Source organism: Fontibacillus forbon (genome assembly GCF_046559655.1).
GTDB lineage: Bacteria > Bacillota > Bacilli > Paenibacillales > Paenibacillaceae > Fontibacillus.
Window position 1 is genome coordinate 38,646 of record NZ_JBKGFV010000007.1, and the last position, 22,304, is coordinate 60,949.

Consider the following 22,304-nt stretch of genomic DNA (forward strand, 5'->3'; position numbering starts at 1 on the left):
TCTCAACAAAGTTCAAAATACTATCAACACATTCTCACTCTTCCAAACTGGCAGGCACAATTAATAAGATCACAGTTTCGCGCATTTGGGATAATCAGGGGCTTGTCAAAGTGAAATCGGTGTGATATTTTATATGTGTAACCGGTTCCATACTGAAAGGAGAAACAAAGATGGCGACCATCAGGGATGTGGCAAAGCAGGCGGGCGTTTCGGTAGCGACGGTTTCGCGAGTGCTCAATGAGATTGGCTATGTGCATGAAGATACGCGCAAGAAAGTTGAAACCGCTATCACCGAGCTCCACTATACGCCAAATGAGGTCGCAAGATCTTTGTATAAACGTAAATCAAGGCTAATCGGCCTGGTGTTGCCGGATATCACCAACCCCTTCTTTCCCGAACTTGCTCGGGGAGCGGAGGATGAAATGCAAGAGAACGATTTTAGGATCATTTTCGGCAACAGTGACGAGAAGTTAAAGAAGGAACAAGAATATATCCAGACCTTTGTGCAAAATAACGTCGTCGGCCTGATCGCTTCGACCAACCACCCGGATACCGATACGTACCGGAAGCTGAACATTCCGGTCGTGTTTCTCGACCGGACGGCGGACAACCGCCCGTCGGTGTATTCGGACGGACGGGAGGGAGGCAAAATGGCTGCCCGGGAGATCATTGCCCGCGGAAGCCGCAAGATAACGGTCATGCGGGGACCGGAACATATCCGGCCGGCGCAGGATCGTTATCAAGGCGCTATTGACATGCTGAAGGATCAGGGACTTGCTTATAATGTGATCCATACCTCGTCCTTTTCTTTTACGGAGGCGGGAAGCTGGGCCAAAGAGCTGTTCGAGCAGTATCCCGGCACCGACGGGGTGATCGCCAGCAACGATATCGTGGCGACGGCGGTGCTGCATGAAGCCCTGCGGTTAGGCAAAAAGGTGCCGGATGACGTGCAGATCATCGGATTTGACGATATTCCGCTCAGCAGCCTGCTGACCCCGTCGCTTACGACGATTCGTCAGCCGGCCTACGATATGGGAAGAGCAGCGGCCCGATTGCTGATCCAGTTAATAGAAAATGAAAAGACAGATCAAACTACGATTCAGATGCCCGTTACGTTCACGGAGCGGGATACGACCCGAAAGGTGGGGCAACATGGCTAAAATTATAGTGGTAGGAAGCTCATCAATCGATCTTGTTGTGACATCCTCCAAGCGGCCGGGAGCCGGTGAAACGGTTCTCGGAGACAGCTTCAAGACCGTCCCCGGAGGCAAAGGAGCCAATCAGGCGGTGGCCGCGGCGCGGCTGGGCGCCGAGGTTATGATGATCGGACGCGTGGGGGACGACCATTTCGCCCAGCAGATTTTGGACAATTTTAAAGACAACGGTGTTTCCACCGACTATGTGGAACCGGTTACACATATGGAAAGCGGCACGGCCCACATCGTACTGGCCGAGGGCGATAACAGTATCGTCGTCATTAAAGCGGCGAATAATGAAGTCACGCCGGAATATATCGAACGGTCCAAGGACGCTTTTCAGGGGGCGGACATGGTGATGATTCAACAGGAAATCCCCGAAGAAACCGTGACACATGTCAGCAGGGTCTGCAACCAATTCGGAGTTCCCTTGCTGTTGAACCCCGCTCCGGCTCGTCCATTGGCAGAAGAGATTATCGAGAATGCGGCTTACATTACGCCAAACGAGCATGAGGCGAAGATTTTGTTTTCAGACTTGAGTATATCCGAAGCGCTGCGCAAATATCCGAACAAGCTGTTCATCACGGAAGGCAGCAAGGGTGTCCGTTATTTTGACGGTGAACAAGAAGTGCTCGTTCCATCCTATAAGGTGGACGTCGTGGACACGACAGGCGCAGGAGACACGTTCAACGCCGCGTTCGCCGTTGCCTTGGCCGAAGGAAAGCCGGTCTTCGACAGCGTCCGGTTTGCCAACCGCGCCGCTTCCTTGTCGGTGACGAAATTCGGGGCGCAAGGCGGCATGCCGCGGCGTCAAGAAGTAGAGGAGCAGATGTGAGATGAAGAAGCAGGGAATACTGAACAGTCATATTACCAAGGTGCTGGCCGATCTTGGCCATACCGATCTCATCGTTGTCGCGGATCTCGGCCTGCCCATTCCGGAAGGCGTTCCGAAAATCGATTTAGCGCTAACGCTGGGTACGCCAAGCTTCGAAGATACGGTTAACGCCATCGCGGCGGATATGGAGATTGAGCAGGTAGTTATTGCAGAAGAGATGAATGCGGACAATCCGCAAGCGTTTGAATATATCGGGCGCACATTCGGCGAGACTCCGGTTAAGCAATGTCCTCATGAAGAGTTCAAACAGCTGACCCGGAAAGCCAAAGCCGTGATTCGCACGGGCGAAGCCAAGCCGTTTGCAAACGTCATTTTACAGGCGGGCGTCTATTTTTGATCAAAAGGAGGAGCCGTTATGCAGATTCAAATGAAGGGAATCCACAAGGCCTTCGGCAGCAACCAGGTGCTGTCCGGCGTCGATTTTGATCTTGGCGCCGGCGAGGTGCACGCCCTGATGGGAGAAAATGGGGCCGGCAAATCAACGTTAATGAACATTCTTACCGGGCTGCATGCCAGGGATGAAGGAACCGTTCTGATCGACGGCAAGGAAACCTATTTCGCCAATCCCAAGGAGGCGGAGCGCCAGGGCATCGCTTTTATACATCAGGAACTTAACGTATGGCCGGATATGACCGTGCTTGAGAATCTGTTTATCGGCAGGGAAATGTCGTCCCGCTGGGGGCTTCTGAAAGCGAAAGAAATGAAGGCGCTTGCAAACGAGCAGTTCAAGAAGCTGTCCGTTGACATCCCGCTAAATGTCGAGGCCGGTCAATGTTCGGTAGGCCAGCAGCAGATGATCGAGATTGCCAAGGCACTGCTGACGGACACAAAAGTAATCATTATGGATGAACCTACATCCGCACTAACGGAACGGGAGATCCAGAAGCTGTTCGAAGTAATTGCCTCGCTGAAAAAAGAAGGCGTGTCCATCGTGTATATTTCGCACCGGATGGAAGAGATCTTCGCCATTTGCGATCGGATCACCGTCATGCGGGACGGACGTACCGTGGATACGAAGGACATTCCGGAAACCAACTTTGACGAGGTCGTCAAGAAAATGGTCGGCCGGGAATTGACGGAGCGCTATCCCGCCAGAGATCCGAGACCGGGGGAAGTCGTGCTTGAGGTAAAGCATGCTTCGCGCAAGGGATGGTTCCGGGATGCAAACTTCCAAGTCCGCTCCGGCGAGATCGTAGGATTCTCCGGGCTTATGGGCTCCGGACGCACGGAAATGATGCGGGCCTTGTTCGGACTGGACCCGCTGGACAGCGGCGAGATTACCGTGTTCGGCAAAAAGGCCGTGATCCGAAGACCGGCCGATGCGGTGAAGCTCGGCATCGGCTTCATCACGGAGGACCGCAAGGATGAAGGGCTGGTTCTGGACTTTTCGGTCCGCGACAATATGGTACTGCCCAGCCTCAGCAGCTTTACCTCCAAAGGGCTGATTTCGTCCAAGGCAGAACATGCTTTTGTCGATGCGCTCATCAAACGGCTGCAAATCAAAACGCATTCCTCCGAAACCGCAGCCGGCAATCTGTCAGGCGGTAATCAGCAGAAGGTGGTTATCGCCAAATGGGTAGGGATCGGTCCCAAGCTGCTCATTTTGGACGAACCTACCCGGGGCGTGGATGTCGGAGCCAAACGTGAAATTTATCAGCTCATGAATGAACTGACCGATCACGGCGTTGCCATCATCATGGTATCCTCCGAACTGCCGGAAGTGCTTGGGATGAGCGACCGAATCGTCGTTGTTCACGAAGGCGTAATTACGGGCGAATTAAGCAAAGAAGAAGCGACGCAGGAAAAAATCATGAAGCTCGCGACAGGGGGACAGTAACATGACAACCATGAACGACACAAAGACAGGCAAGGGCTTTCAACTTTCGCAAATTACGCAAAAACTAGGCCCGTTACTCGGTTTGATCATCCTGATTATCATCGTATCGGTTCTGAATCCGAGTTTCCTGGAACCGCTTAATATTTTGAATCTGCTGCGGCAGGTATCGATCAACGCATTGATTGCGTTCGGCATGACCTTTGTTATTTTGACGGGCGGCATCGACTTGTCCGTCGGTTCGATCTTGGCGCTGTCCAGTGCCTTCGTTGCCAATATGATGGTTTCCGGCTTTGACCCGATTTTTGCCATCATTATCGGCTGTTTGCTCGGCGGCGTGATGGGGACGATCAACGGCCTCCTGATCACGCAAGGGAAAATGGCGCCGTTTATCGCCACATTGGCTACGATGACGATTTTCAGAGGACTGACGCTGGTTTATACGGAAGGCAATCCGATTACCGGTCTCGGCGACAGCATGACGTTCCAGCTCTTCGGCCGCGGCTACCAGTTCGGCATTCCGGTGCCGGCGATCACGATGATCCTGACGTTCGCGATTCTGTGGGTGATTTTGCACAAGACCTCCTTCGGACGCAAAACCTATGCCATTGGGGGAAACGAAAAAGCATCGATCGTGTCAGGCATTAAAGTAAACCGCGTAAAAATCATGATTTACTCGCTGGCAGGCCTGCTGTCCGCTCTGGCCGGCTCGATTCTGACCTCCCGTCTGAACTCGGCGCAGCCGACGGCAGGCACGTCTTACGAGCTGGACGCGATCGCTGCGGTCGTCCTTGGCGGTACAAGCCTCTCCGGCGGCCGGGGCCGCATCGTGGGGACGCTGATCGGTGCGCTGATCATCGGTACCTTGAACAACGGTCTCAACTTGCTCGGCGTTTCTTCTTTCTACCAAATGGTGGTCAAAGGGATCGTAATCCTGATCGCCGTGCTCATCGACCGGAAGAAATCGGCATAAGGGGGATAATCATATGAAAAAAATAACTTTATTATTGTCGGCTCTGCTGCTTGTTTTGACAACGGGATGTTCCCTGGAGCCCCCTGGCTGGGCCAAGCCCAAAACGGGCGGGGATTTGAACGATATCAAAATCGGGCTGTCCATCTCGACGTTAAACAATCCGTTTTTCGTATCGCTGAAAGACGGCGTGGTCGCTGAAGCCAAGAAGCACAACATGGAAACGATCATCGTTGACGCGCAGAACGATTCGGCGAAACAAAGCAATGACGTAGACGACCTGATGCAAAAGGGCGTGGACGTGCTGCTTATCAATCCGACCGATTCGGCGGCGATCTCGACGGTGGTTCAATCGGCGAATACGCTGGGAATCCCCGTGATTACGCTGGACCGTTCCGCGGACCAGGGCGAGGTCAAAGCGCTGGTTGCTTCGGATAACGCAAAAGGCGGCAAAATGGCGGCGGAATATATCGAGCAGCTGCTGGGCAAAGGCGCGAAGGTCGTCGAACTGGAAGGCGTTGCCGGAGCTTCGGCCACCCGGGAACGCGGAAAAGGCTTCCATGAAGTTGCGGACCAGAATTTAAAGGTAGTCGCCAAGCAAACCGCAGACTTCGACCGGATCAAAGGCCTGAACGTGATGGAGAATCTGCTCCAGGCGAATCCCGATGTACAGGCTGTATTTGCCCACAATGACGAAATGGCGCTGGGCGCCATCGAAGCGATTCAAAGCTCCGGCAAAAACATTCCGGTCATCGGTTTCGACGGCAATGAGGATGCGCTGAAGTCGATCCAGGCGGGCAAGCTGACCGCCACGGTGGCGCAACAGCCGGAATTGATCGGGCAACTGGCGGTACAAGCTGCGTTTGATGTGCTGCAGGGCAAGACCGTAGAGAAAAACATTCCTGCACCGCTGAAGCTGGTGACCAAAGAATAGTCGAGCTTTCCCGAAATTGAACACTCCCGGACAAGGCAATCATCGTCAAGCCTGTCCGGGAGTTTTTTGCTATGATCTATATGTTTAATGTTTCCTTTTCGAATATAGTTATAGAAATATATTAACAATCGGGAGGCGGGAATTGAGCGTTGAACTAACCGGAAAAATTAGTTTTCACCGCGAGGAAGGGGATCGGCGCCTGTTGTATGTTCATTCTGTTTTTTCGGCTTTTTGCCAAATCTAATCCGAGATTCATTCGTCGAAGGCATTATAATGGGATCATATACTTACTTTAGGTTAGTTCGATACGGAATGATGGAAGATCGGCTGAAAAGGATTAGAGAAAGCAACATGAGGATATTTTTCATGAAGAAGAAGGTGTTGATCGTGGTTGCAACCATTGCTGTGCTGCTGCTTATAGTCGTTACATCCGCGAGTTTTTATTTCTATAACGTCGCGGTTACGCGCGCAGACAAGAGCTTTTTAAATGGCAATCCGGATCTGGAGGTCAGCGCAAATGTCGATGAGATGACGTTTACGAATAGCGAGGCGTGGTGGGAGGAGCAGTCTTTTGAGGATTGGAGCATGGTCTCGGATGACGGGCTGAAGCTGCATGCTTATTATTTGGCGGCCGAATCGAAGACCGATAAAACGGTCATCGTTGCGCACGGTTACAGCGGAAAGGCTACGGATATGGGCAACTTGGCCCAAATGTATGCGGACAAGCTGGGGTATAACGTGCTTCTGCCGGATGCTCGCGGGCATGGAACCAGCGAAGGCAACTATATCGGGTTCGGCTGGCCGGAGCGCAAAGATTACGTCAAGTGGATTGATAAAATCATCGAACATTCGGGCGATCAATCGCAAATCGTGCTTCACGGCGTGTCCATGGGCGGGGCAACCGTCCTGATGACGAGCGGCGAGAAGCTGCCTGCTAATGTAAAAGCTATTGTAGATGACTGCGGATACACATCTGCTAAAGAGCAGCTGACTTATCAGTTGAAACGCATGTACCATCTGCCTTCTTTTCCGCTTGTCCAGACAACAAGCTTGTTGACCAAACTCCGTGCGGGGTATTTCTTCGGCGAAGCTTCTGCCCTGGAACAGGTGAAAAAATCGGTTACGCCGACCCTGTTCATTCATGGCGACGCGGATTTATTCGTCCCTAGCGAAATGGTGCATGAGCTTTACGATAACGGCCCAACGGAGAAACAGCTGTATATCGCGCCCGGAGCGGGACATGGCTTGGCCCGTTCCGTCGATCCGGAGAAATATGACCAAGTGGTGAAGGACTTTATCGGGGCTTACGTGAAGTAATCTTTTTTCAAGAATATTTATGACGGTTATGAATCCGCCCTTGACTTTTGGATCGAATTTGTAATATTGTTGTAGCCAATAAGCAAATACCAGGCTTTGACCGAAGACATGATTTCCTACACGAACTGTCCAGAGAGAGTAGCTCAGGCTGAAAGCTGCTCCTGTTACGGTAGTGAAATTACCCCTTTGCAGCCGTGGCGTTGAACCCGCAAAATTTACTTTTACGGCAGTATTCGTCACCGTCTGATCCCCGATACCGGATTCTATTGAGGTAATTCAAAAAGTCATCGACTTTTTGAAATCTTACTAACGAGGACCATTCATCCTCATCTCTTGGCAGATTGCCGGGCAATGAGCTGAAGGTCGAATTAGGGTGGAACCACGAGCAGAACGCACTCGTCCCTTGGCGGAGAGATGCGTTTTTTTTGCGTCCTGAAATGTTTACAGGAAAGGTTTCCGCAAAGTAAAGTATCTAACCGACAAGTCATGGCCCTTTGCGGTAGCTATGATCTGCGTTCAATCACTGAAGAAATGGAGGCTAAAATCATGGAGATCAATGTAAGTTTACCGGATGGAACAATCAGGAGGGTGCAGCAAGGAACCACGATAGCTCAAATTGCGGAGTCCATAAGCACCGGACTCAGAAAGAACGCGGTCGCCGGAAAGGTCGACGGAAAACTAGTGGATCTTAATTACCCGATCTTCCAGAACTGCCTCGTCGAAGTGATTACGCTCGATAGCAGCGAAGGGCTGGAAATATACCGGCACAGTACGGCTCATTTAACCGCCCAGGCGATAAAGCGAATCTACGGAGAGAAGGCCGTTAAGCTGGGTATCGGACCGGTGATCGAAGACGGGTTTTACTATGACATCGACATCGAAAAGCCGTTGTCTACGGACGATCTTGCTGCCATCGAAGCCGAAATGAAGAAGATCGTGCAGGAAAATCTGAACATTGTCCGCCGGGTCGTCAGCCGTGAAGAAGCAATACGGATTTTTGAGGAACTCGAAGACCCGCTCAAACTGGAACTCATTCGCGACTTACCGGAAGAATCCGAGATCACCATCTATGACCAGGGTGAATTTTTCGACTTATGCCGGGGGCCGCATCTCCCGTCGACAGGCCGGATCAAGGCGTTCAAGCTGCTTAATGTGGCTGGAGCTTACTGGCGCGGCAATTCCAACAACAAAATGTTGCAGCGGATATATGGAACGGCATTTCCCAAGCAGGCACAGCTTGATGAGCACCTGCGGTTTCTTGAGGAAGCGAAGAAGCGCGATCACCGCAAGCTGGGAAAAGAACTGGAGTTGTTCATGTTTTCCGAAGAAGCTCCGGGCATGCCTTTCTATCTGCCCAAGGGGATGACGATCCGCACGGAGCTGGAGGATTTCGTACGCGAGCTTCAAAGACAGCGGGATTATGACGAGGTTCGCACCCCGTTGATGATGAACAACCGGATTTGGGAAAATTCCGGGCATTGGGATCACTACAAAGACAACATGTATTTCACGAACGTGGACGAGACCAAATTTGCGCTAAAACCGATGAACTGCCCCGGACACATGCTTGTTTATAAAAATAGCCTGCGCTCTTACCGTGATTTGCCGATCCGGATTTCGGAATTCGGCCAGGTGCACCGCCACGAATACTCCGGAGCCTTGAACGGGATGATGCGGGTCCGCACGTTTTGCCAGGACGACGCCCATCTTTTCGTTTTGCCGGAGCAGATCGGGGATGAGATCAGCCGGGTCATCGCGCTGATTGATCATGTTTATCAAATCTTCGGTTTCGAATACAAAATCGAATTATCGACCCGTCCGGAAGATTACATGGGGTCCGAGGAAATATGGGATGGGGCGGAGAAATCACTGCAAAGTATATTGGATCGGCACGGCATACAGTACCGCATCAATGAAGGAGACGGGGCGTTCTATGGCCCCAAGATCGACTTTCATATCACGGATGCGCTCAAGCGCAGCTGGCAGTGCGGGACGATCCAACTGGATTTCCAGATGCCCGAGAAATTCGACCTCTCTTATATCGGCGAGGACAATCAAAAACATCGTCCCGTCGTGATTCACCGGGCGGTTTACGGTTCGATCGACCGGTTCATCGGGATGCTGACCGAGCATTACGCAGGGGCTTTCCCGGTATGGCTTGCCCCGGTTCAGGCGAAGCTGCTGCCGGTTTCGGACCATTATGCCGATTACGCTTATCAGGTGAAGAAATCGCTGGCGGAGGCCGGAATCCGCGTTGAAGTCGATGACAGAAACGAAAAGCTCGGCTATAAAATCCGCGAAGCCCAGCTTGAAAAAGTGCCCTACACGCTCGTCGTCGGCGAAAGCGAAAAAACGGCGTCCAGCGTATCGGTAAGGAAGCGCGGCGAAGGGGATCTCGGCTCCAGCGGCATTCCGGAGCTCATCCGGCAGATCCGGGAGGAGATACACGCTAGAAACTAATTTCTACCAAAAATTAAGAATACGAAGTAGGCAAGGGAGTAAAATGATTCCGAAGAAGCGGAGCGGTCGCCTTTGGTTACGGATTTCTTCCGAATCGGATTCTATAAGATCAAGAAATCTGGAACCAACAGCGATCGTAGGAACATTTTACGTACTTGCTACATCCGTTTCAAAAGATATCTTAATTAAATCGGAGGAAACGACATGCGTATATTAGTGCTTGGAGCCGGCGGTGTCGGCGGTTATTTTGGGGGCAGGTTGGCGGAAAAGGGGGCCGACGTAACGTTCCTCGTACGCAGCGGCCGCAAAGCACAGTTGGACAAGGACGGTTTGGTTATACGCAGCGTGAACGGCGATGTAACGCTCCGGCCCCAAACGATCACGGCTAGCGATCCTGCGAGTCCTTATGACTTGGTGTTATTTTCAACCAAATCCTATCACCTGCAAAGCGCAGTGCAAGATTTAAAGCCTTTTGTCGGAGAGCAAACGGTGATCCTGCCGCTTCTAAACGGAGTTGCACATCTGCCGCTTTTAAAGAAGGAATTCGGGGCGGACCGGGTGATTGGGGGATTATGCTTTATTGAAGCGACCTTGAATCCGGAGGGACATGTCCTTCAAACCAGCAAGGATCACTACGTCAAATTCGGCGAGTTTGAGGGGACGGATACGGAAAGAATCGCCGGGATCGAATCGGCCTTAAGCGGAACGAAAACATCCTTTATCTGCAGCGCTCATATAGAACGGGATATCTGGCATAAGTATTTATTCATCTCAACCATTGCAGGGGTCACTACGCTGATGCGGGCCCCGGTCGGTCCGATTCGCGAAAGCGAAGGCGGTGAGAACTTTATTCGCGATGTATTCTCGGAAACCGAAGCCGTTATGATCTCGCACGGTGCTCCGCTGGCTCAAGACATTGTAAGCAAGCATATGGAAACGATGTGGAACTTATCGTATGACATGAAATCCTCGATGCAGCGGGATATGGAAAAAGGATTCGCTGTAGAAGGAGAGCATCTGCACGGTTATTTGCTGCAAATGGCGAAAGAGCATTCCCTGGAAACCCCATTGATCAGAGCTATTTATCAGAATCTCCAAGTCTACGGGGTGAACGGGCCGAAAATTTGAGGAGGAGGTCGCAAACATGATACCGGAAGGGAATTTACAGAGCAATATTGAGCGGTTTTCGGGCTTTGCGGAGCTGTATGATCAACATCGTCCGCAGGCGCCGGAGCTCGTCGCGGATATTTTAACGGCTTACTTGGAAAAAAAACCCGAACTGGTGCTGGATCTGGGGTGCGGAACCGGCCTATCCACCTTGATCTGGAAGGATCGGGCGGAACAGATCATCGGCGTGGAGCCCAATGACGACATGAGAAGCAGGGCGGAGGAGAAGAAAAGAGCGATTTCCGGCACGGACCATGTCTCGTTCGTCTCCGGCTGTTCCAACCAATTGGCCGTTTCCGATGGCTCGGTCGATATCATCACTTGTTCCCAGTCTTTTCATTGGATGGAGCCGGTGAGCACCTTGAAGGAGGCACATCGCGTTCTCAGAAGGGGCGGAATTTTTGCCGCTTATGACTGCGATTGGCCGCCTGTATTAAGCTGGGAGTTGGAAAAGGCGTATATGCAACTGACCGGCAAAGCGGATGCACTAATCGAACAAAGTACTGATCAAGAGAAGCAGGCGGTTAAACGCAACAAAAATGAACACCTGAGTGTGTTGGAGCAGAGCAGGCTTTTTCGCTACTCCAGGGAAATCGTGTTCCACAATAAGGAGTCCTGCGATGCCGATCGTTATGTAGGGCTGGCTTTAAGCCAAGGGGGACTTCAGACGGCGTTTAAGTTGGGGATGACGGAACTGAATCCGGAAATCGAGTCTTTCCGTAATCAAGCCCGGGAATATTTCAATGGGGAAAGCAAAGAGATTCTGTTTAGCTACAGAATGCGTTTGGGAATCAAATAGAGCGGATAAAACAGATTGTGATTCGTGGTGCATAGATGACCCCCGAAATGGAAAACCTAGGAATTGAGGGGGTGATCCTGTGGACATTACACTCGACGCTGATCAAGTAATCAGCAGAATTAAAGAGCTGCAAAAAAACGGTGTCTCTGTCAGCAAAAAGCAAGTGAAGCAATCCGATCCTCAATTGATGCGCAGCGCTTTGTTTTATTTTCCAAGCTGGGAACATGCCTTGAAAAATGCAGAGATTGTGTAGAATAATAAATCTTGGCCGATAAGTACCCGACAGTTCCGGGGCTTATCGGCTTTTTCTTTGATGGCGGCACGAACTGAAAGTATAATTTTACTATATAAGAATCTTTCATTTCAGGAAAAAGGTGAGGTCATGATTCAATCCATCATTCTGTTTGTACTTGCCGGCATTGCCGAAATCGGCGGCGGTTATTTGATCTGGTTATGGTTGAGAGAAGGAAAGAATTACGGTTACGGAATTGTCGGCGCTCTGATTCTCGTGTTATACGGCATTATACCGACCTTGCAGAAATTCCCTTCCTTCGGCAGGGTATATGCGGCTTACGGCGGGGTGTTTATTATTTTGGCGGTGTTATGGGGATGGGCCGTGGATAAAAAAGCGCCGGATTTGTTCGACTGGATCGGAGCGGCAATTTGTCTCATCGGGGTTTCCGTCATGTTGTGGTGGCCGCGTTCGTCTTGAATTTATTTCGGAGGAGCGTATGATTAGTAGATGACTACCGTAAGAATCGAGAGGGTACATCTAGCATGAGCGTAAACAGCATGACTTCATTTTTTGAACGGAAACATAGCCAGCTTGGCGTAGCATTGAACGATATTCAGAAGCAGGCGGTGCTCCATACCGAGGGGGCCGTCCTGCTTCTTGCATCTCCGGGCTCGGGGAAAACGACGACGATGATTATGCGGATCGGTTATTTGATCACCGAACGAGGCGTACAGCCTTCCCGGATCAAGGCGGTCACATTCAGCCGCGCCTCCGCGAACGATATGAAGGAACGGTATCGGCGCTTTTTTCCCGAGCTGCCTCCGGTGCAATTTTCCACGATTCATAGTCTGGCTTATGAAGTGGTCCGGGAGCATTTCCGCAAAACCGGGGTCCACTATCAAATGATTGAGGGAAGCGGCGATCAGGAGCGGGGAGAACAAGAAGGGCCCGAGCATACCCCGCTGCATAAGAAGGCTATTTTGCGCCAGATTTTCAAATCGGTGACCGGGGAAAATATGACGGACGATCAAATGGACGAGCTGACGACCTATATCAGTTATGTCAAAAATAAAATGCTCCCCCCGGAAAAATGGGGAACCGTAAAAGCCGGAGTTCCAAACGCCGAGGTCATCCTGAGCGAGTATGAATCCTTCAAGCAATCGGGGCACCCTAGCCTGTTGATCGATTTTGACGATATGCTGACCTTGGGCAACGAGATTTTGGAGCGGGATACCGTCCTCCTGGAAAAATATCAAGGGAAATACGATTATATATTAACTGATGAAAGTCAGGATACGTCACTCGTTCAGCATGCGATGATAGAAAAGTTGGCCCGGCAACACGGCAATCTTTGCGTAGTGGCGGACGATGATCAGTCCATTTATAGCTGGCGGGGGGCGGAGCCCTCTTATTTGTTGAATTTCCGGGAGGCTTTCCCCGGTGCGGCGATCCTGTTTATGGAGCAAAATTACCGTTCTACCCCCGAAATCGTGAATACGGCTAATGAGTTCATTCGGCGGAACAAGAACCGGTATAACAAGAATATGTTTACGGAGCGGAGCGAAGCGGGGCAGCCGATCGGAATGAGGACCTTTGCCGACTACAAATCGCAGACCAGGCATGTGGTCCAGGAAATCCAGAAATCGGACAAGCTCTCCGAAGTCGCAGTTCTTTACCGCAACAACTCTTCCTCCGTCGCGCTGATGAACGCGCTGGACCGGGCGGGAATTCCGTTCTATATGAAGGATACCGATAACCGCTTTTTCTCCCACTGGGTGGTGGAAGATATACTGAATTTTATGCGGATGACCTTTACCGACAAGCGACCGGATATTCTGGATAAAATTCATTTGAAGATGGCCGGGTATATCAGCAAGCAGCAGATGGCGGCCCTTAAGGAAATCCAAAATAACGAGTCCGTCTTCGACAATCTGCTGAACCATGTGAAGCTGCAGGACTATCAGCGGGGGCTGATCCAGGCTAACCGGGACATCTTCCGCGAAATGAGCGGCATGCCGCCGCTGCAGGCGATCCGCGTCATCCGCGAGCGGCTCGGTTATGAGAAATCCCTGGATAAAATGTGTGAATGGCTCGGGTTCCGTAAGGAGTTTTTGATCGGGATTTTGAACACGCTGGAAGAAATCGCGGATACGCTGGAGACGATGGAAGAGTTCGCAAACCGGTTGAAGGTGCTGGAATCGGCCCTGAGAACTTCGAAAAGAAGAAAAGACGGCAATGCCGTCACGTTATCTACTTTTCATAGCGCGAAAGGGTTGGAATTCGATAAAGTGTATATGATCGATCTGGTCGACGGCATCATCCCCTCTTCCGAGGATATCAAGAAAAACGCCGCGGGCGACGAGGCGCTGATGGAGGAAGCGGTCCGCCTGTTCTACGTCGGGATGACCCGGGCCAAGTCACATCTGGAGCTGCTGACTTATCAGGACCGGGACGGTGAAAAAGTCGCCGAATCTCGCTTTGTCTCCCATATCCGGTCCATCGTACAGCCGGCGCCGGAGGGTGGGGATCGCGCGGGCGTAGCAGCCGCCTTTCTGGCGGGGGACCAAGTCCGGCATCGGGTTTTCGGGCAGGGTGAAGTCCGCAGCCGGCATGGCGATCTGATCGATATCGCGTTCGAGCAAGGGGTAAAGACGCTTTCCGTACAGACCTGCGTTGAAATGGGATTACTGGAGCGGGTTTAAGAGGGAAATATACAGGGGAATGAATGACCGGAATGGAACTGCTGGCCGTGCCGGTGCATTTTATCGCCCAGAGCCTGCTGTTTCACCTGTATTAATCGGTCGGAAATAAGGATTGACACCCGGTATAAGCCGATCTATACTACCAGTAAATGGAGCACATCAACAGAAGGGCAATGCCTGACTTTTCATTCGAGCGAATGACGAGCACAACCCCGGGAAGGACTTGGGGATGTGCTCTTTTTTATTTTTATTAATCGAAGGAGGAAGAAAGAAATGATTAAGGAAGCCATTTATCACCGCCCCAAAAACAGTTACGCCTATGCTTACGACGCCAATACGCTGCATATCCGGCTGAGATCCAAAAAGGACGACCTGACCGGCGTGGAGCTGATTCACGGAGATCCGTACCGTTGGGCCGAAGGGCATATGCTGTCGGACAAATTGCCAATGGCCAAAATGACGTCCGATGAGCTGTTCGACTACTGGTTTATCGCGATTTCGCCGGAAAATAAACGGTTTGTTTATCAATTCGAAGTGACCGACGGCAGCGAAACTTGGGTTCTGGGCGAAATGGGATTCACGCAGGACCTGGAGGACAACCGGTTTTTTCGCTTTCCGTACCTCAATGCCATCGACGTGTTCGACGCGCCGGCTTGGGTGAAGGATACGGTATGGTATCAAATTTTCCCGGAACGATTTGCCAACGGGAATCCGGAACGGAAAACCAATACGAACGGAGTATGGGGGGATGTTCCGAAGCCCGACAGTTTCTTCGGCGGCGATTTCGAGGGGATCATTCAGCATCTGGACTATTTGGCGGAGCTGGGGATTTCGGGCATTTACATGACCCCGATCTTCGAGGCGCCGACCAATCACAAATACGACACGATCGATTATATGAAAATCGATCCGCAGTTCGGCGATAAGGAAACGTTCCGGCAGCTGGTTAAAGCTTGCCATGAACGCGGAATCCGGGTCATGCTCGACGCGGTGTTTAATCATTCCGGGTACGGCTTTGCGCCGTTTCAGGATGTGCTGAAGAACGGAGCGTCCTCCCGGTACGCGGACTGGTTCCACATGATCAGCTTCGGGGAGGAAGAAGGGGATCTTCCGGCGTATGAGTCGTTTGCTTTTACGGATATCATGCCTAAATTGAAAACGAGCAATCCTGAGGTGAAAGAGTATCTTCTCGGCGTAGCGAAATACTGGATCGAGGAGTTCGACATCGACGGCTGGCGGCTGGATGTGGCGAACGAGGTGGATCATAAATTCTGGCGCGAATTCCGCAACACCGTGAGAGCGGCGAAAGACGATGTCTATATTATCGCGGAAATTTGGAATGATGCCATGCCTTGGCTGCAGGGCGATCAGTTCGACTCGGTGATGAACTATCCGTTTACCGAGGCGGTTATCGATTTTATTGCCAAAGGCAAGATCGGCGCCACGCGGTTCGGCAATTTGCTGACGAGCCATCTCCAGTTGTATCCCGAAAATGTCAGCGAAGTGATGTTTAACCTGCTCGGCAGCCATGATACGGCACGGGTTTTGACCCAGTGCGGGGATGACACCTCGAAGCTGAAGCTGGCGTTCCTGCTGCTGTTTACGTATCCCGGCAGCCCGTGCATTTATTACGGTGACGAAGTCGGGTTGACGGGCGACGGGGACGACTTCGCCTATTACCGCCGCTGCATGGAGTGGGATCCTGAGAAGCAGGATCAGGATTTGCTCGACTCCGTCAAACGGCTGATTGCCATCCGCAAGAGCCATCCGGCCTTGACCGCAAATTCCCGGCTTCAGGTGCTGAAGAGCGAGGATGCCTCCGGTCTGTTCGTTTTCTCGAGAAGCCAAGGCGACCAGGAAATCGTGGTAGCTCTGAATAACGGAGCAGAACCGGTGGCATTTCCGGTGCCATCCGATTGGCAAGGCAAGAAATTATCCGACCTGTGGACGGGGCAGGATATCGCATCGGAATCAGGAATTGCGGCTTGTCTGCTGGAACCGAAACAATTCCGTATAATAACTATCAACAAATAAACAGTTTATTCACATTATTCACAGACCACGTTGTGTACAAGTATCGAATAACTGGATAACTATTAATAATATCTGGATAACTTTGTGGATAACGTGTAAAACGAGCTCCTAAAATGGCCGGTTTGACTCGGTTGGTTGAGGATAGAAGCAGCATCTGGGGATTTCCCTTGGACTAACCCAATCGAGCTGTTGATAAAGAGCGCTATCTAAAGGTTATATTGGAAATATCCAAGCAAAAAGGGCCCGCATGGGCCCTTTTGTTTTACACACCCGATATTCATTGGAAATATCCATACCAACTGCAGCAGTATGCGCTACGGCGGGCTCTTCGTTGGAGATTTCCAACGAGGCTGCCGTGCCTCTTAAGGTTAACGAGGCTGTCCGGTCTTCGATTTTCGATCGGGCTGCGGTCGAAGCAATCGGCTAAACATCACTTCTCCTGCTGCAACTCGCGCAGCCAGTTTTTTACCGGTTCCGGTCCCCGGATCATGCCGAACACTTTGACATTCTCGAAGGTCTCCTTGGCCAAATCCAGCGTGACATCGTTGGAGATGATAAGCGCCCCCACCAGCTTTACGTTCAGCCGTTTTCCGACACTTTTCAGATCCTCCAGCTCGCTGCGGCTAAATTGCGCTACCCCGAAAACGAAAAACTTCTCCTGCTTATACTGGTTGATCTCGTGACTATGCGAATCGATTTGGTTACGAATAGCGATGCGAATAAAATCCGTCCGGTTTGAATAGAAGCCCTGATCGACCAGCAAATCGATTTGTCCCAGATCGACAGGCCCTAAATTGATCGTGATTTTCTCCAAATCTGCCATGCATCTTCCCCCAATCATTACAACTAATATGCATGAATTCTTTTCACTCTGTCAACTCAAGGCCTATTTTGGCTGAATAAAACGGTATTGCGCAATATGGAGTAATATGGTAAGTTGGATTCCATACAGATGGTATATGGATGGTTTTTAGATGGTTTATGGATGTTATTGGGATGGTTGATGTGATTTATTGAAGGAGGATGGACGGAAATGGAAACGAAATCTACATTTTGGCGTTTGCTTGGCTATGCGGGTCGGTATAAATCAACTTACCTGATCTTGGGGGTCACGATGATCGTAGGAGTAGGTCTTGATTTGGCCATCGCCTGGTACTTGAATCAGATTACGAATGCCGCGGTGGGAGCGAATCCCTCGGCATGGCCTTTTCTTATCGGGACCGGTGCTGCAATTTTAGTATTTACAGTCATTAACAGCTATGTGGACATTTATTTTAAAACCCGCGTATCCTCGAAAATCCGCAACGATATCCGGCTTGGCACGCTGGAAAAACTGCTGTGTCTTCCCGCAGAGTATTACCGCAAAAATCATTCAGGCGAGTTGTTGTCCCGGTTGACCAGCGACAATCAGGCCATCGGCCAAGCTTGCAGCGAGACGCTGATTACGCTGATTCGTAACCCCCTGCTTGCGCTGCTGTCCTTCTTTTATTTGCTGACGCTGAATTGGAAATTAGCGCTGATTTGCATCTTTATCGGGCCGGTGACTATGCTGATCGGCGGATTGTTCGGCAAAATGCTTCGCCGAAACTCAAATGAGCTGCAAAACGGGATTGCTGAAATGACTTCCCGGATTCAAGAAATTATCGGTTCCAGCTTTGTATTTAAATCATTTGGACTGGAGAAACAGCTGCTTCAACGTTTTCGAACGAAAAGCGATACGGTGAGCCAAATTGAAATTCAGGGCGGGAAAATGGTTGCGACCGTCACCGGGGCGGCAACCGGGATCGGCATTTCGGCATTTATAGTTACTTTTATTATCGGAGGATATTTTGTATCCCGGGGTGATATGGCAGTAGGCGGGCTGATTGCCTTTATTCAATTGATGAACCATCTGACCTGGCCGTTTACTGGATTGGCGTCGCTTTGGGGGGATCTTCAGCAGGCCATCGGCGCGGCGGACCGGATTTTTAAGGTCATGGATGAGCAAGCCGAGTATCGCTCCATCCCCGAGCCTCTTGACTCCAAGCCAGGTTTCCAAAGCATGGAGCTTCGTCAAATCACCTTCGGTTATGACATGGACCGCCCGGTATTGCACGAAATATCGATGACCGTGGGAGTTGGTAAGACGATAGCCATAGTAGGGCCGAGCGGTGGGGGGAAAAGCACCTTGTTCGGTCTGCTGCTCGGCCTTTCCCGGCCGCAGCAAGGGGAGATATTCATGAACGGGAAAGGGGCGCGGGACATGGAATTAAACGAGCTGCGCAACTATTTTTCCGTGGTACCTCAAGAGAACTGCCTATATTCGGGAACGATCCGGGACAATATCATGGATGGCAAAAGGGATGCGACGGAGGAAGAGGTTATTAAGGCGGTACGTGATGCCAATGCGATAGATTTTATACGCCAGTTGCCGGAGGGTTTAGAGACGGAAGTGGGAGAGGGGGGCTCCAATCTATCCGTGGGACAGCGGCAGCGGATAGCCATTGCCAGGGCTTTGCTAAGAAATGCGCCGGTCCTTCTGCTGGATGAGGCTACTTCCTCGCTTGACAACGAATCCGAACGATTGGTGCAGGAGGCTTTGTCACGCCTGAAATCCGAACGTACCGTGATCGTGATCGCCCATCGTTTGTCCACCATCCGCCAGGCGGATCATATCTATGTAATGGACCAAGGCAGGGTTATCGATCAGGGAACCCATGAGGAGCTTATAGCTTCGGGAGGATTATATGAAAAGCTGCACCACGGTCTTGCCGTGTAATTCGGCCTACGAATAACCGAATTTCCTTTCCAAAAATAAACGCCGCTTTTCTGCAAACCAACCCGCCGAAATTGTCCTGTTTGACAAAAATAACGGCTAGGGAGTAGAATCCATTTAACGATTAACTTAAACGTATAAGCGACATGCATTAAACGTTTAAGTTAATATGATTATTGGAGAGGCAGGGTGGTTGAGGAAATGAAAATCGTCAAATTATCTAATGTTTATTCAAGGTATCTGGACAACTCTCGAGATATTTATGTTTATTTGCCCCCTTCATATGACGAGGCGGCTTTGCAGCGTTATCCCGTCCTGTACGCCCATGATGGACAGCATATGTTCGCCGCCGATGAGAAGGGCGGCTCGTGGGAGATGCACCATACAGCGGAGCGGCTAAGTCGTGAGGGTCATATGAAGGAAATTATTATCGTCGCCATATCCTCTATATCCGATCAGCGAGTATCTGAATATTTTCACGATAATCCAGGAGTAGGGGAAGCATTTCATGCTAAATGCAAGGGGGAGGTATACGAGCAATTCGTAATCGAGGAGCTAAAGCCGATGATCGACGGCCTGTTCCGCACTATGCCGGATCGGGAGCATACGGCATTGATCGGCTCGTCAGCAGGAGCTCTCATCTCTTATCATATCGCTTTCCGGAGACCGGACATATTCGGTCAGGTCGCGATATTGTCTCCTTTCTTCGTGCATGCGGTCGTTAAAGAACAAGGGGGCGAAACGGGTAATCAAGACCCGATCAGCGAGATGAAAATTTACCGTCTATTTTCGGGCAAGCCATCTGTTCGGGTGTGGCTGGATATCGGCGGGATGGAAGGCACGATTATGCCGCGGCATGTTCGGGAATTTGCCGATGAGCTCATTGGGCAAGGCTTCAAGCCCGGGGACGATCTGATGTTTCTGCTGGATGCCGATGCAGGGCATTCCCAGGCGGATTGGGCGAAACGACTGGCTAGCCCGCTGCTTTATCTGTTCGGTCATATCGGTCGTCCCCAAAGCGTGAATATTGAAGGCAGAAGGAGAATCGGCTTAAGCGGACAGAGGACTCATCTTTATCCGAAGGTAACGTATAGTACAGGCTTCCAGATGAGCCTGCTCGCAGCCGAATATGCAGTCGATCATCCTAAAGTATTGGGGATAGAAGAGGATGGAGCTTTGGTTCCTCTCGCCGTAGGAACGGCTGAAGTATTTGTCCGGTATGAAGGTGTAAGCTCCTCGGCCAAAATCGAGGTATTCCCGGAATTGTCGGACTTGGTGGAGATCGGAATTTGCGTATCCGTTCCTGCGTCCACGCCTGCCGATGCCCAAATACATGCAGGGTTGGAAATACCGAAGAAACGGGACGGATTTTATCAAGGGCATTTTCTTTTGCCGCGGGACTTGGCCTTTGATATCAAAATATCCCGGGGATTCGGATTTCATGAGAAAAGGGAAACAAGCAGGAGGTTCAACACTTCGGAATCCGCCAGCTTTCATTTCATTGTAGAGGAGTGGGAGCTGGATGGATCCGAATACTTGGAATGAGCGATTGCTGCATATTCCCTCCTTCGTCTCCGCAGCGATGGAGCAGAAACGGGGGATGCGTATTTACCTGCCGCCAGGTTATTATGAAGAGCCGGGCCGGCGTTATCCGGTTCTTTACATGCATGACGGTCAGGGAATATTCCATCCGAATCCGTTTTCCAATAACTCCTGGAATATTCATCGGACAGCGGACCGGTTAATCGCTGAAGGACTTATGGAAGAAATCATCATAGTCGGCATCGACAACCGCGGCGAAGAACGGATAAATGAGTACGCCTTTGCTGTTGAAGACGGATGTATTCCGGATGCCCCGGATATAGTGTGCAAAGGGGAAGCGTATGAGCGTTTTTTGATTGAAGAGCTTAAGCCATATATCGATCGGTCGCTTCGTACATTGCCGGGACGGGAGCATACGGCGCTGATGGGCTCGTCAATGGGCGGACTTGCCACTTATCATATTGGCTTTCGCAATGGTCATATCTTCTCGAAATTAGGCATCCTGTCGCCTTATTTCATTCGATTGAATCCGAACACGCTTGAAGAAACCCGCTTTTACAATCGTTATACCGGTATTAATAATATGAACTTGTGGGTTGATGTCGGGGAGGTCGAAGCGAATATTCTGGTCCGGCATGTAAGAGGTGTCATTGGAGAACTGATGGATCAAGGTTATGTTCCCAGCGACAACCTGATGTTTTATGAGGTGCCGGGAGCAGCGCATACGGAGAAGGATTGGGCGGATCGGGTCCATATGCCGCTGCTGTACTTTTTCGGTAATCCGGGCAAGCCGGTTGCCGCCAAGCTGTATGGGAGAACTGAATTCGGGCTGACGGGCATGTCTTCTTGGCTGAACCCGGTCGTTTCCTTCGACAGCGGCTTTAGAATGACCGATTTGAATGGCGTCTTCGAGACGAGTGATCCATCACTTCTTGAAGTGAATAAGGATGGCGTCGTAAGGCCTTTCAGAAAGGGAAACGCGCAAATCACTTACAGAGGCAAGGTGGTGAATGCTCAGGCTGAGACTTCGGTCGTTGAGCATCTGTCCGAAATGGTGAAGGTGTCCATCCGCATACGTGTGCCGGTTGAGACACCGGCGAAGGAAGCGATCCTAATCGGGAAATTGGCTGTTCCACGAATTTCTGAACAGCTTTTCGGAGGCGTGTTCCATCTCCCTCGTGATATGGCTGTCCGCTACAAAGTTGTGACTGACAGCGGAGTACATGAAGCAGGGCCGAATGGAGAATTTATTCCTTATCGCATCCAGAGATTGAATGAGGATACGAAACTGGAGTACCGGGTAGAGGCGTGGGAGAAACAGAATGGATCCCTATGAATCGGAGGTCGTTAGCGCTTGGGTTGAATTCATCTTTCCGAAGCAGATTTTTCGTTCCAAGGAACAAGGGATAGTAGAGGTTGGATCATGGGATATGGTATCATCCTACCAGAACGTATCTGGTCGTG

18 protein-coding genes are annotated in these 22,304 nt (G+C 51.0%); 17 read left to right on the forward strand and 1 reads right to left on the reverse strand.

Annotated elements, in window-relative coordinates; genetic code table 11:
* Positions 1–170 precede the first annotated feature (170 nt).
* The 14 genes from ACLB09_RS22925 to ACLB09_RS22990 all read left to right on the forward strand — a co-directional run bounded on the left by ACLB09_RS22925 (position 171) and on the right by ACLB09_RS22990 (position 16,543).
* Positions 171–1,160: a LacI family DNA-binding transcriptional regulator gene (locus ACLB09_RS22925; RefSeq protein ID WP_410772151.1), complete on the forward strand. Its 990-nt coding sequence runs from the start codon at positions 171–173 to the stop codon at positions 1,158–1,160.
* Positions 1,153–2,031, forward strand: coding sequence for a ribokinase (gene rbsK, locus ACLB09_RS22930; RefSeq protein WP_410772152.1), 879 nt, complete (start codon positions 1,153–1,155; stop codon positions 2,029–2,031). Before ACLB09_RS22925 ends, rbsK begins: the two co-directional genes overlap by 8 nt.
* Position 2,032: 1 nt before the next feature.
* On the forward strand, positions 2,033–2,428 hold the full coding sequence (gene rbsD, locus ACLB09_RS22935; RefSeq protein WP_410772153.1) for a D-ribose pyranase: 396 nt from the start codon (positions 2,033–2,035) through the stop codon (positions 2,426–2,428).
* An 18-nt stretch (positions 2,429–2,446) separates the two neighbouring features.
* Positions 2,447–3,928 carry a sugar ABC transporter ATP-binding protein gene (locus ACLB09_RS22940; protein WP_410772154.1) on the forward strand — a complete coding sequence of 494 codons (1,482 nt, stop codon included), beginning with the start codon at positions 2,447–2,449 and terminating at the stop codon, positions 3,926–3,928.
* A gap of 1 nt (position 3,929) precedes the next feature.
* Positions 3,930–4,898, forward strand: coding sequence for a ribose ABC transporter permease RbsC (gene rbsC / locus ACLB09_RS22945; RefSeq protein ID WP_410772155.1), 969 nt, complete (start codon positions 3,930–3,932; stop codon positions 4,896–4,898).
* Positions 4,899–4,911: 13 nt separating this feature from the next.
* The gene (gene rbsB, locus ACLB09_RS22950; RefSeq protein WP_410772156.1) at positions 4,912–5,829 is read left to right on the forward strand and encodes a ribose ABC transporter substrate-binding protein RbsB; all 918 of its coding nucleotides are present in this window, start codon (positions 4,912–4,914) and stop codon (positions 5,827–5,829) included.
* 366 nt (positions 5,830–6,195) lie between these two features.
* The gene (locus ACLB09_RS22955; RefSeq protein WP_410772157.1) at positions 6,196–7,146 is read left to right on the forward strand and encodes an alpha/beta hydrolase; all 951 of its coding nucleotides are present in this window, start codon (positions 6,196–6,198) and stop codon (positions 7,144–7,146) included.
* 546 nt (positions 7,147–7,692) lie between these two features.
* Positions 7,693–9,606, forward strand: coding sequence for a threonine--tRNA ligase (gene thrS, locus ACLB09_RS22960; protein WP_410772158.1), 1,914 nt, complete (start codon positions 7,693–7,695; stop codon positions 9,604–9,606).
* Positions 9,607–9,810: 204 nt separating this feature from the next.
* On the forward strand, positions 9,811–10,734 hold the full coding sequence (panE, locus tag ACLB09_RS22965) for a 2-dehydropantoate 2-reductase (RefSeq protein WP_410772159.1): 924 nt from the start codon (positions 9,811–9,813) through the stop codon (positions 10,732–10,734).
* 16 nt (positions 10,735–10,750) lie between these two features.
* Complete coding sequence (locus ACLB09_RS22970) at positions 10,751–11,572, forward strand: class I SAM-dependent methyltransferase (protein WP_410772160.1); 822 nt, start codon at positions 10,751–10,753, stop codon at positions 11,570–11,572.
* Between the two features lie 79 nt (positions 11,573–11,651).
* Positions 11,652–11,825, forward strand: a complete 174-nt coding sequence (locus ACLB09_RS22975; RefSeq protein WP_410772161.1) for a hypothetical protein — start codon at positions 11,652–11,654, stop codon at positions 11,823–11,825.
* 129 nt (positions 11,826–11,954) lie between these two features.
* Entirely contained in the window at positions 11,955–12,284 is a 330-nt protein-coding gene (locus ACLB09_RS22980; protein WP_410772162.1) for a YnfA family protein, read from the forward strand.
* Between the two features lie 65 nt (positions 12,285–12,349).
* On the forward strand, positions 12,350–14,509 hold the full coding sequence (locus ACLB09_RS22985; protein ID WP_410772163.1) for an ATP-dependent helicase: 2,160 nt from the start codon (positions 12,350–12,352) through the stop codon (positions 14,507–14,509).
* A 273-nt stretch (positions 14,510–14,782) separates the two neighbouring features.
* Complete coding sequence (locus tag ACLB09_RS22990) at positions 14,783–16,543, forward strand: glycoside hydrolase family 13 protein (protein ID WP_410772164.1); 1,761 nt, start codon at positions 14,783–14,785, stop codon at positions 16,541–16,543.
* A 430-nt stretch (positions 16,544–16,973) separates the two neighbouring features.
* On the opposite strand, the gene ACLB09_RS22995 is transcribed toward ACLB09_RS22990, so the two are convergent.
* Positions 16,974–17,366: a CopG family transcriptional regulator gene (locus ACLB09_RS22995; protein WP_410772165.1), complete on the reverse strand. Its 393-nt coding sequence runs from the start codon at positions 17,364–17,366 to the stop codon at positions 16,974–16,976.
* A gap of 210 nt (positions 17,367–17,576) precedes the next feature.
* On the opposite strand from ACLB09_RS22995, the gene ACLB09_RS23000 reads away from it, so the two are divergent.
* From ACLB09_RS23000 to ACLB09_RS23010, 3 genes are all read left to right on the forward strand, one after another.
* Entirely contained in the window at positions 17,577–19,301 is a 1,725-nt protein-coding gene (locus ACLB09_RS23000) for an ABC transporter ATP-binding protein (RefSeq protein ID WP_410772166.1), read from the forward strand.
* Positions 19,302–19,499: 198 nt separating this feature from the next.
* Positions 19,500–20,843: an alpha/beta hydrolase gene (locus ACLB09_RS23005; protein WP_410772167.1), complete on the forward strand. Its 1,344-nt coding sequence runs from the start codon at positions 19,500–19,502 to the stop codon at positions 20,841–20,843.
* Positions 20,821–22,176 (forward strand): alpha/beta hydrolase, encoded by a 1,356-nt coding sequence (locus ACLB09_RS23010; RefSeq protein ID WP_410772168.1) that lies wholly within the window; start codon positions 20,821–20,823, stop codon positions 22,174–22,176. Before ACLB09_RS23005 ends, ACLB09_RS23010 begins: the two co-directional genes overlap by 23 nt.
* The last annotated feature ends 128 nt before the right edge of the window (positions 22,177–22,304 follow it).

Coding starts and splice junctions, on each gene's coding strand:
- ACLB09_RS22995 (WP_410772165.1), bottom strand. CDS start 17,366: ATGGCAGATTTGGAGAAAATCACGATCAATTTAGGGCCTGTCGATCTG.
- ACLB09_RS22940 (WP_410772154.1), top strand. CDS start 2,447: ATGCAGATTCAAATGAAGGGAATCCACAAGGCCTTCGGCAGCAACCAG.
- panE (WP_410772159.1), top strand. CDS start 9,811: ATGCGTATATTAGTGCTTGGAGCCGGCGGTGTCGGCGGTTATTTTGGG.
- ACLB09_RS23010 (WP_410772168.1), top strand. CDS start 20,821: ATGGATCCGAATACTTGGAATGAGCGATTGCTGCATATTCCCTCCTTC.
- ACLB09_RS23000 (WP_410772166.1), top strand. CDS start 17,577: ATGGAAACGAAATCTACATTTTGGCGTTTGCTTGGCTATGCGGGTCGG.
- rbsD (WP_410772153.1), top strand. CDS start 2,033: ATGAAGAAGCAGGGAATACTGAACAGTCATATTACCAAGGTGCTGGCC.
- thrS (WP_410772158.1), top strand. CDS start 7,693: ATGGAGATCAATGTAAGTTTACCGGATGGAACAATCAGGAGGGTGCAG.
- ACLB09_RS22925 (WP_410772151.1), top strand. CDS start 171: ATGGCGACCATCAGGGATGTGGCAAAGCAGGCGGGCGTTTCGGTAGCG.
- rbsC (WP_410772155.1), top strand. CDS start 3,930: ATGACAACCATGAACGACACAAAGACAGGCAAGGGCTTTCAACTTTCG.
- ACLB09_RS22985 (WP_410772163.1), top strand. CDS start 12,350: ATGAGCGTAAACAGCATGACTTCATTTTTTGAACGGAAACATAGCCAG.
- ACLB09_RS22955 (WP_410772157.1), top strand. CDS start 6,196: ATGAAGAAGAAGGTGTTGATCGTGGTTGCAACCATTGCTGTGCTGCTG.
- ACLB09_RS22980 (WP_410772162.1), top strand. CDS start 11,955: ATGATTCAATCCATCATTCTGTTTGTACTTGCCGGCATTGCCGAAATC.
- ACLB09_RS22970 (WP_410772160.1), top strand. CDS start 10,751: ATGATACCGGAAGGGAATTTACAGAGCAATATTGAGCGGTTTTCGGGC.
- ACLB09_RS23005 (WP_410772167.1), top strand. CDS start 19,500: ATGAAAATCGTCAAATTATCTAATGTTTATTCAAGGTATCTGGACAAC.
- rbsB (WP_410772156.1), top strand. CDS start 4,912: ATGAAAAAAATAACTTTATTATTGTCGGCTCTGCTGCTTGTTTTGACA.
- rbsK (WP_410772152.1), top strand. CDS start 1,153: ATGGCTAAAATTATAGTGGTAGGAAGCTCATCAATCGATCTTGTTGTG.
- ACLB09_RS22990 (WP_410772164.1), top strand. CDS start 14,783: ATGATTAAGGAAGCCATTTATCACCGCCCCAAAAACAGTTACGCCTAT.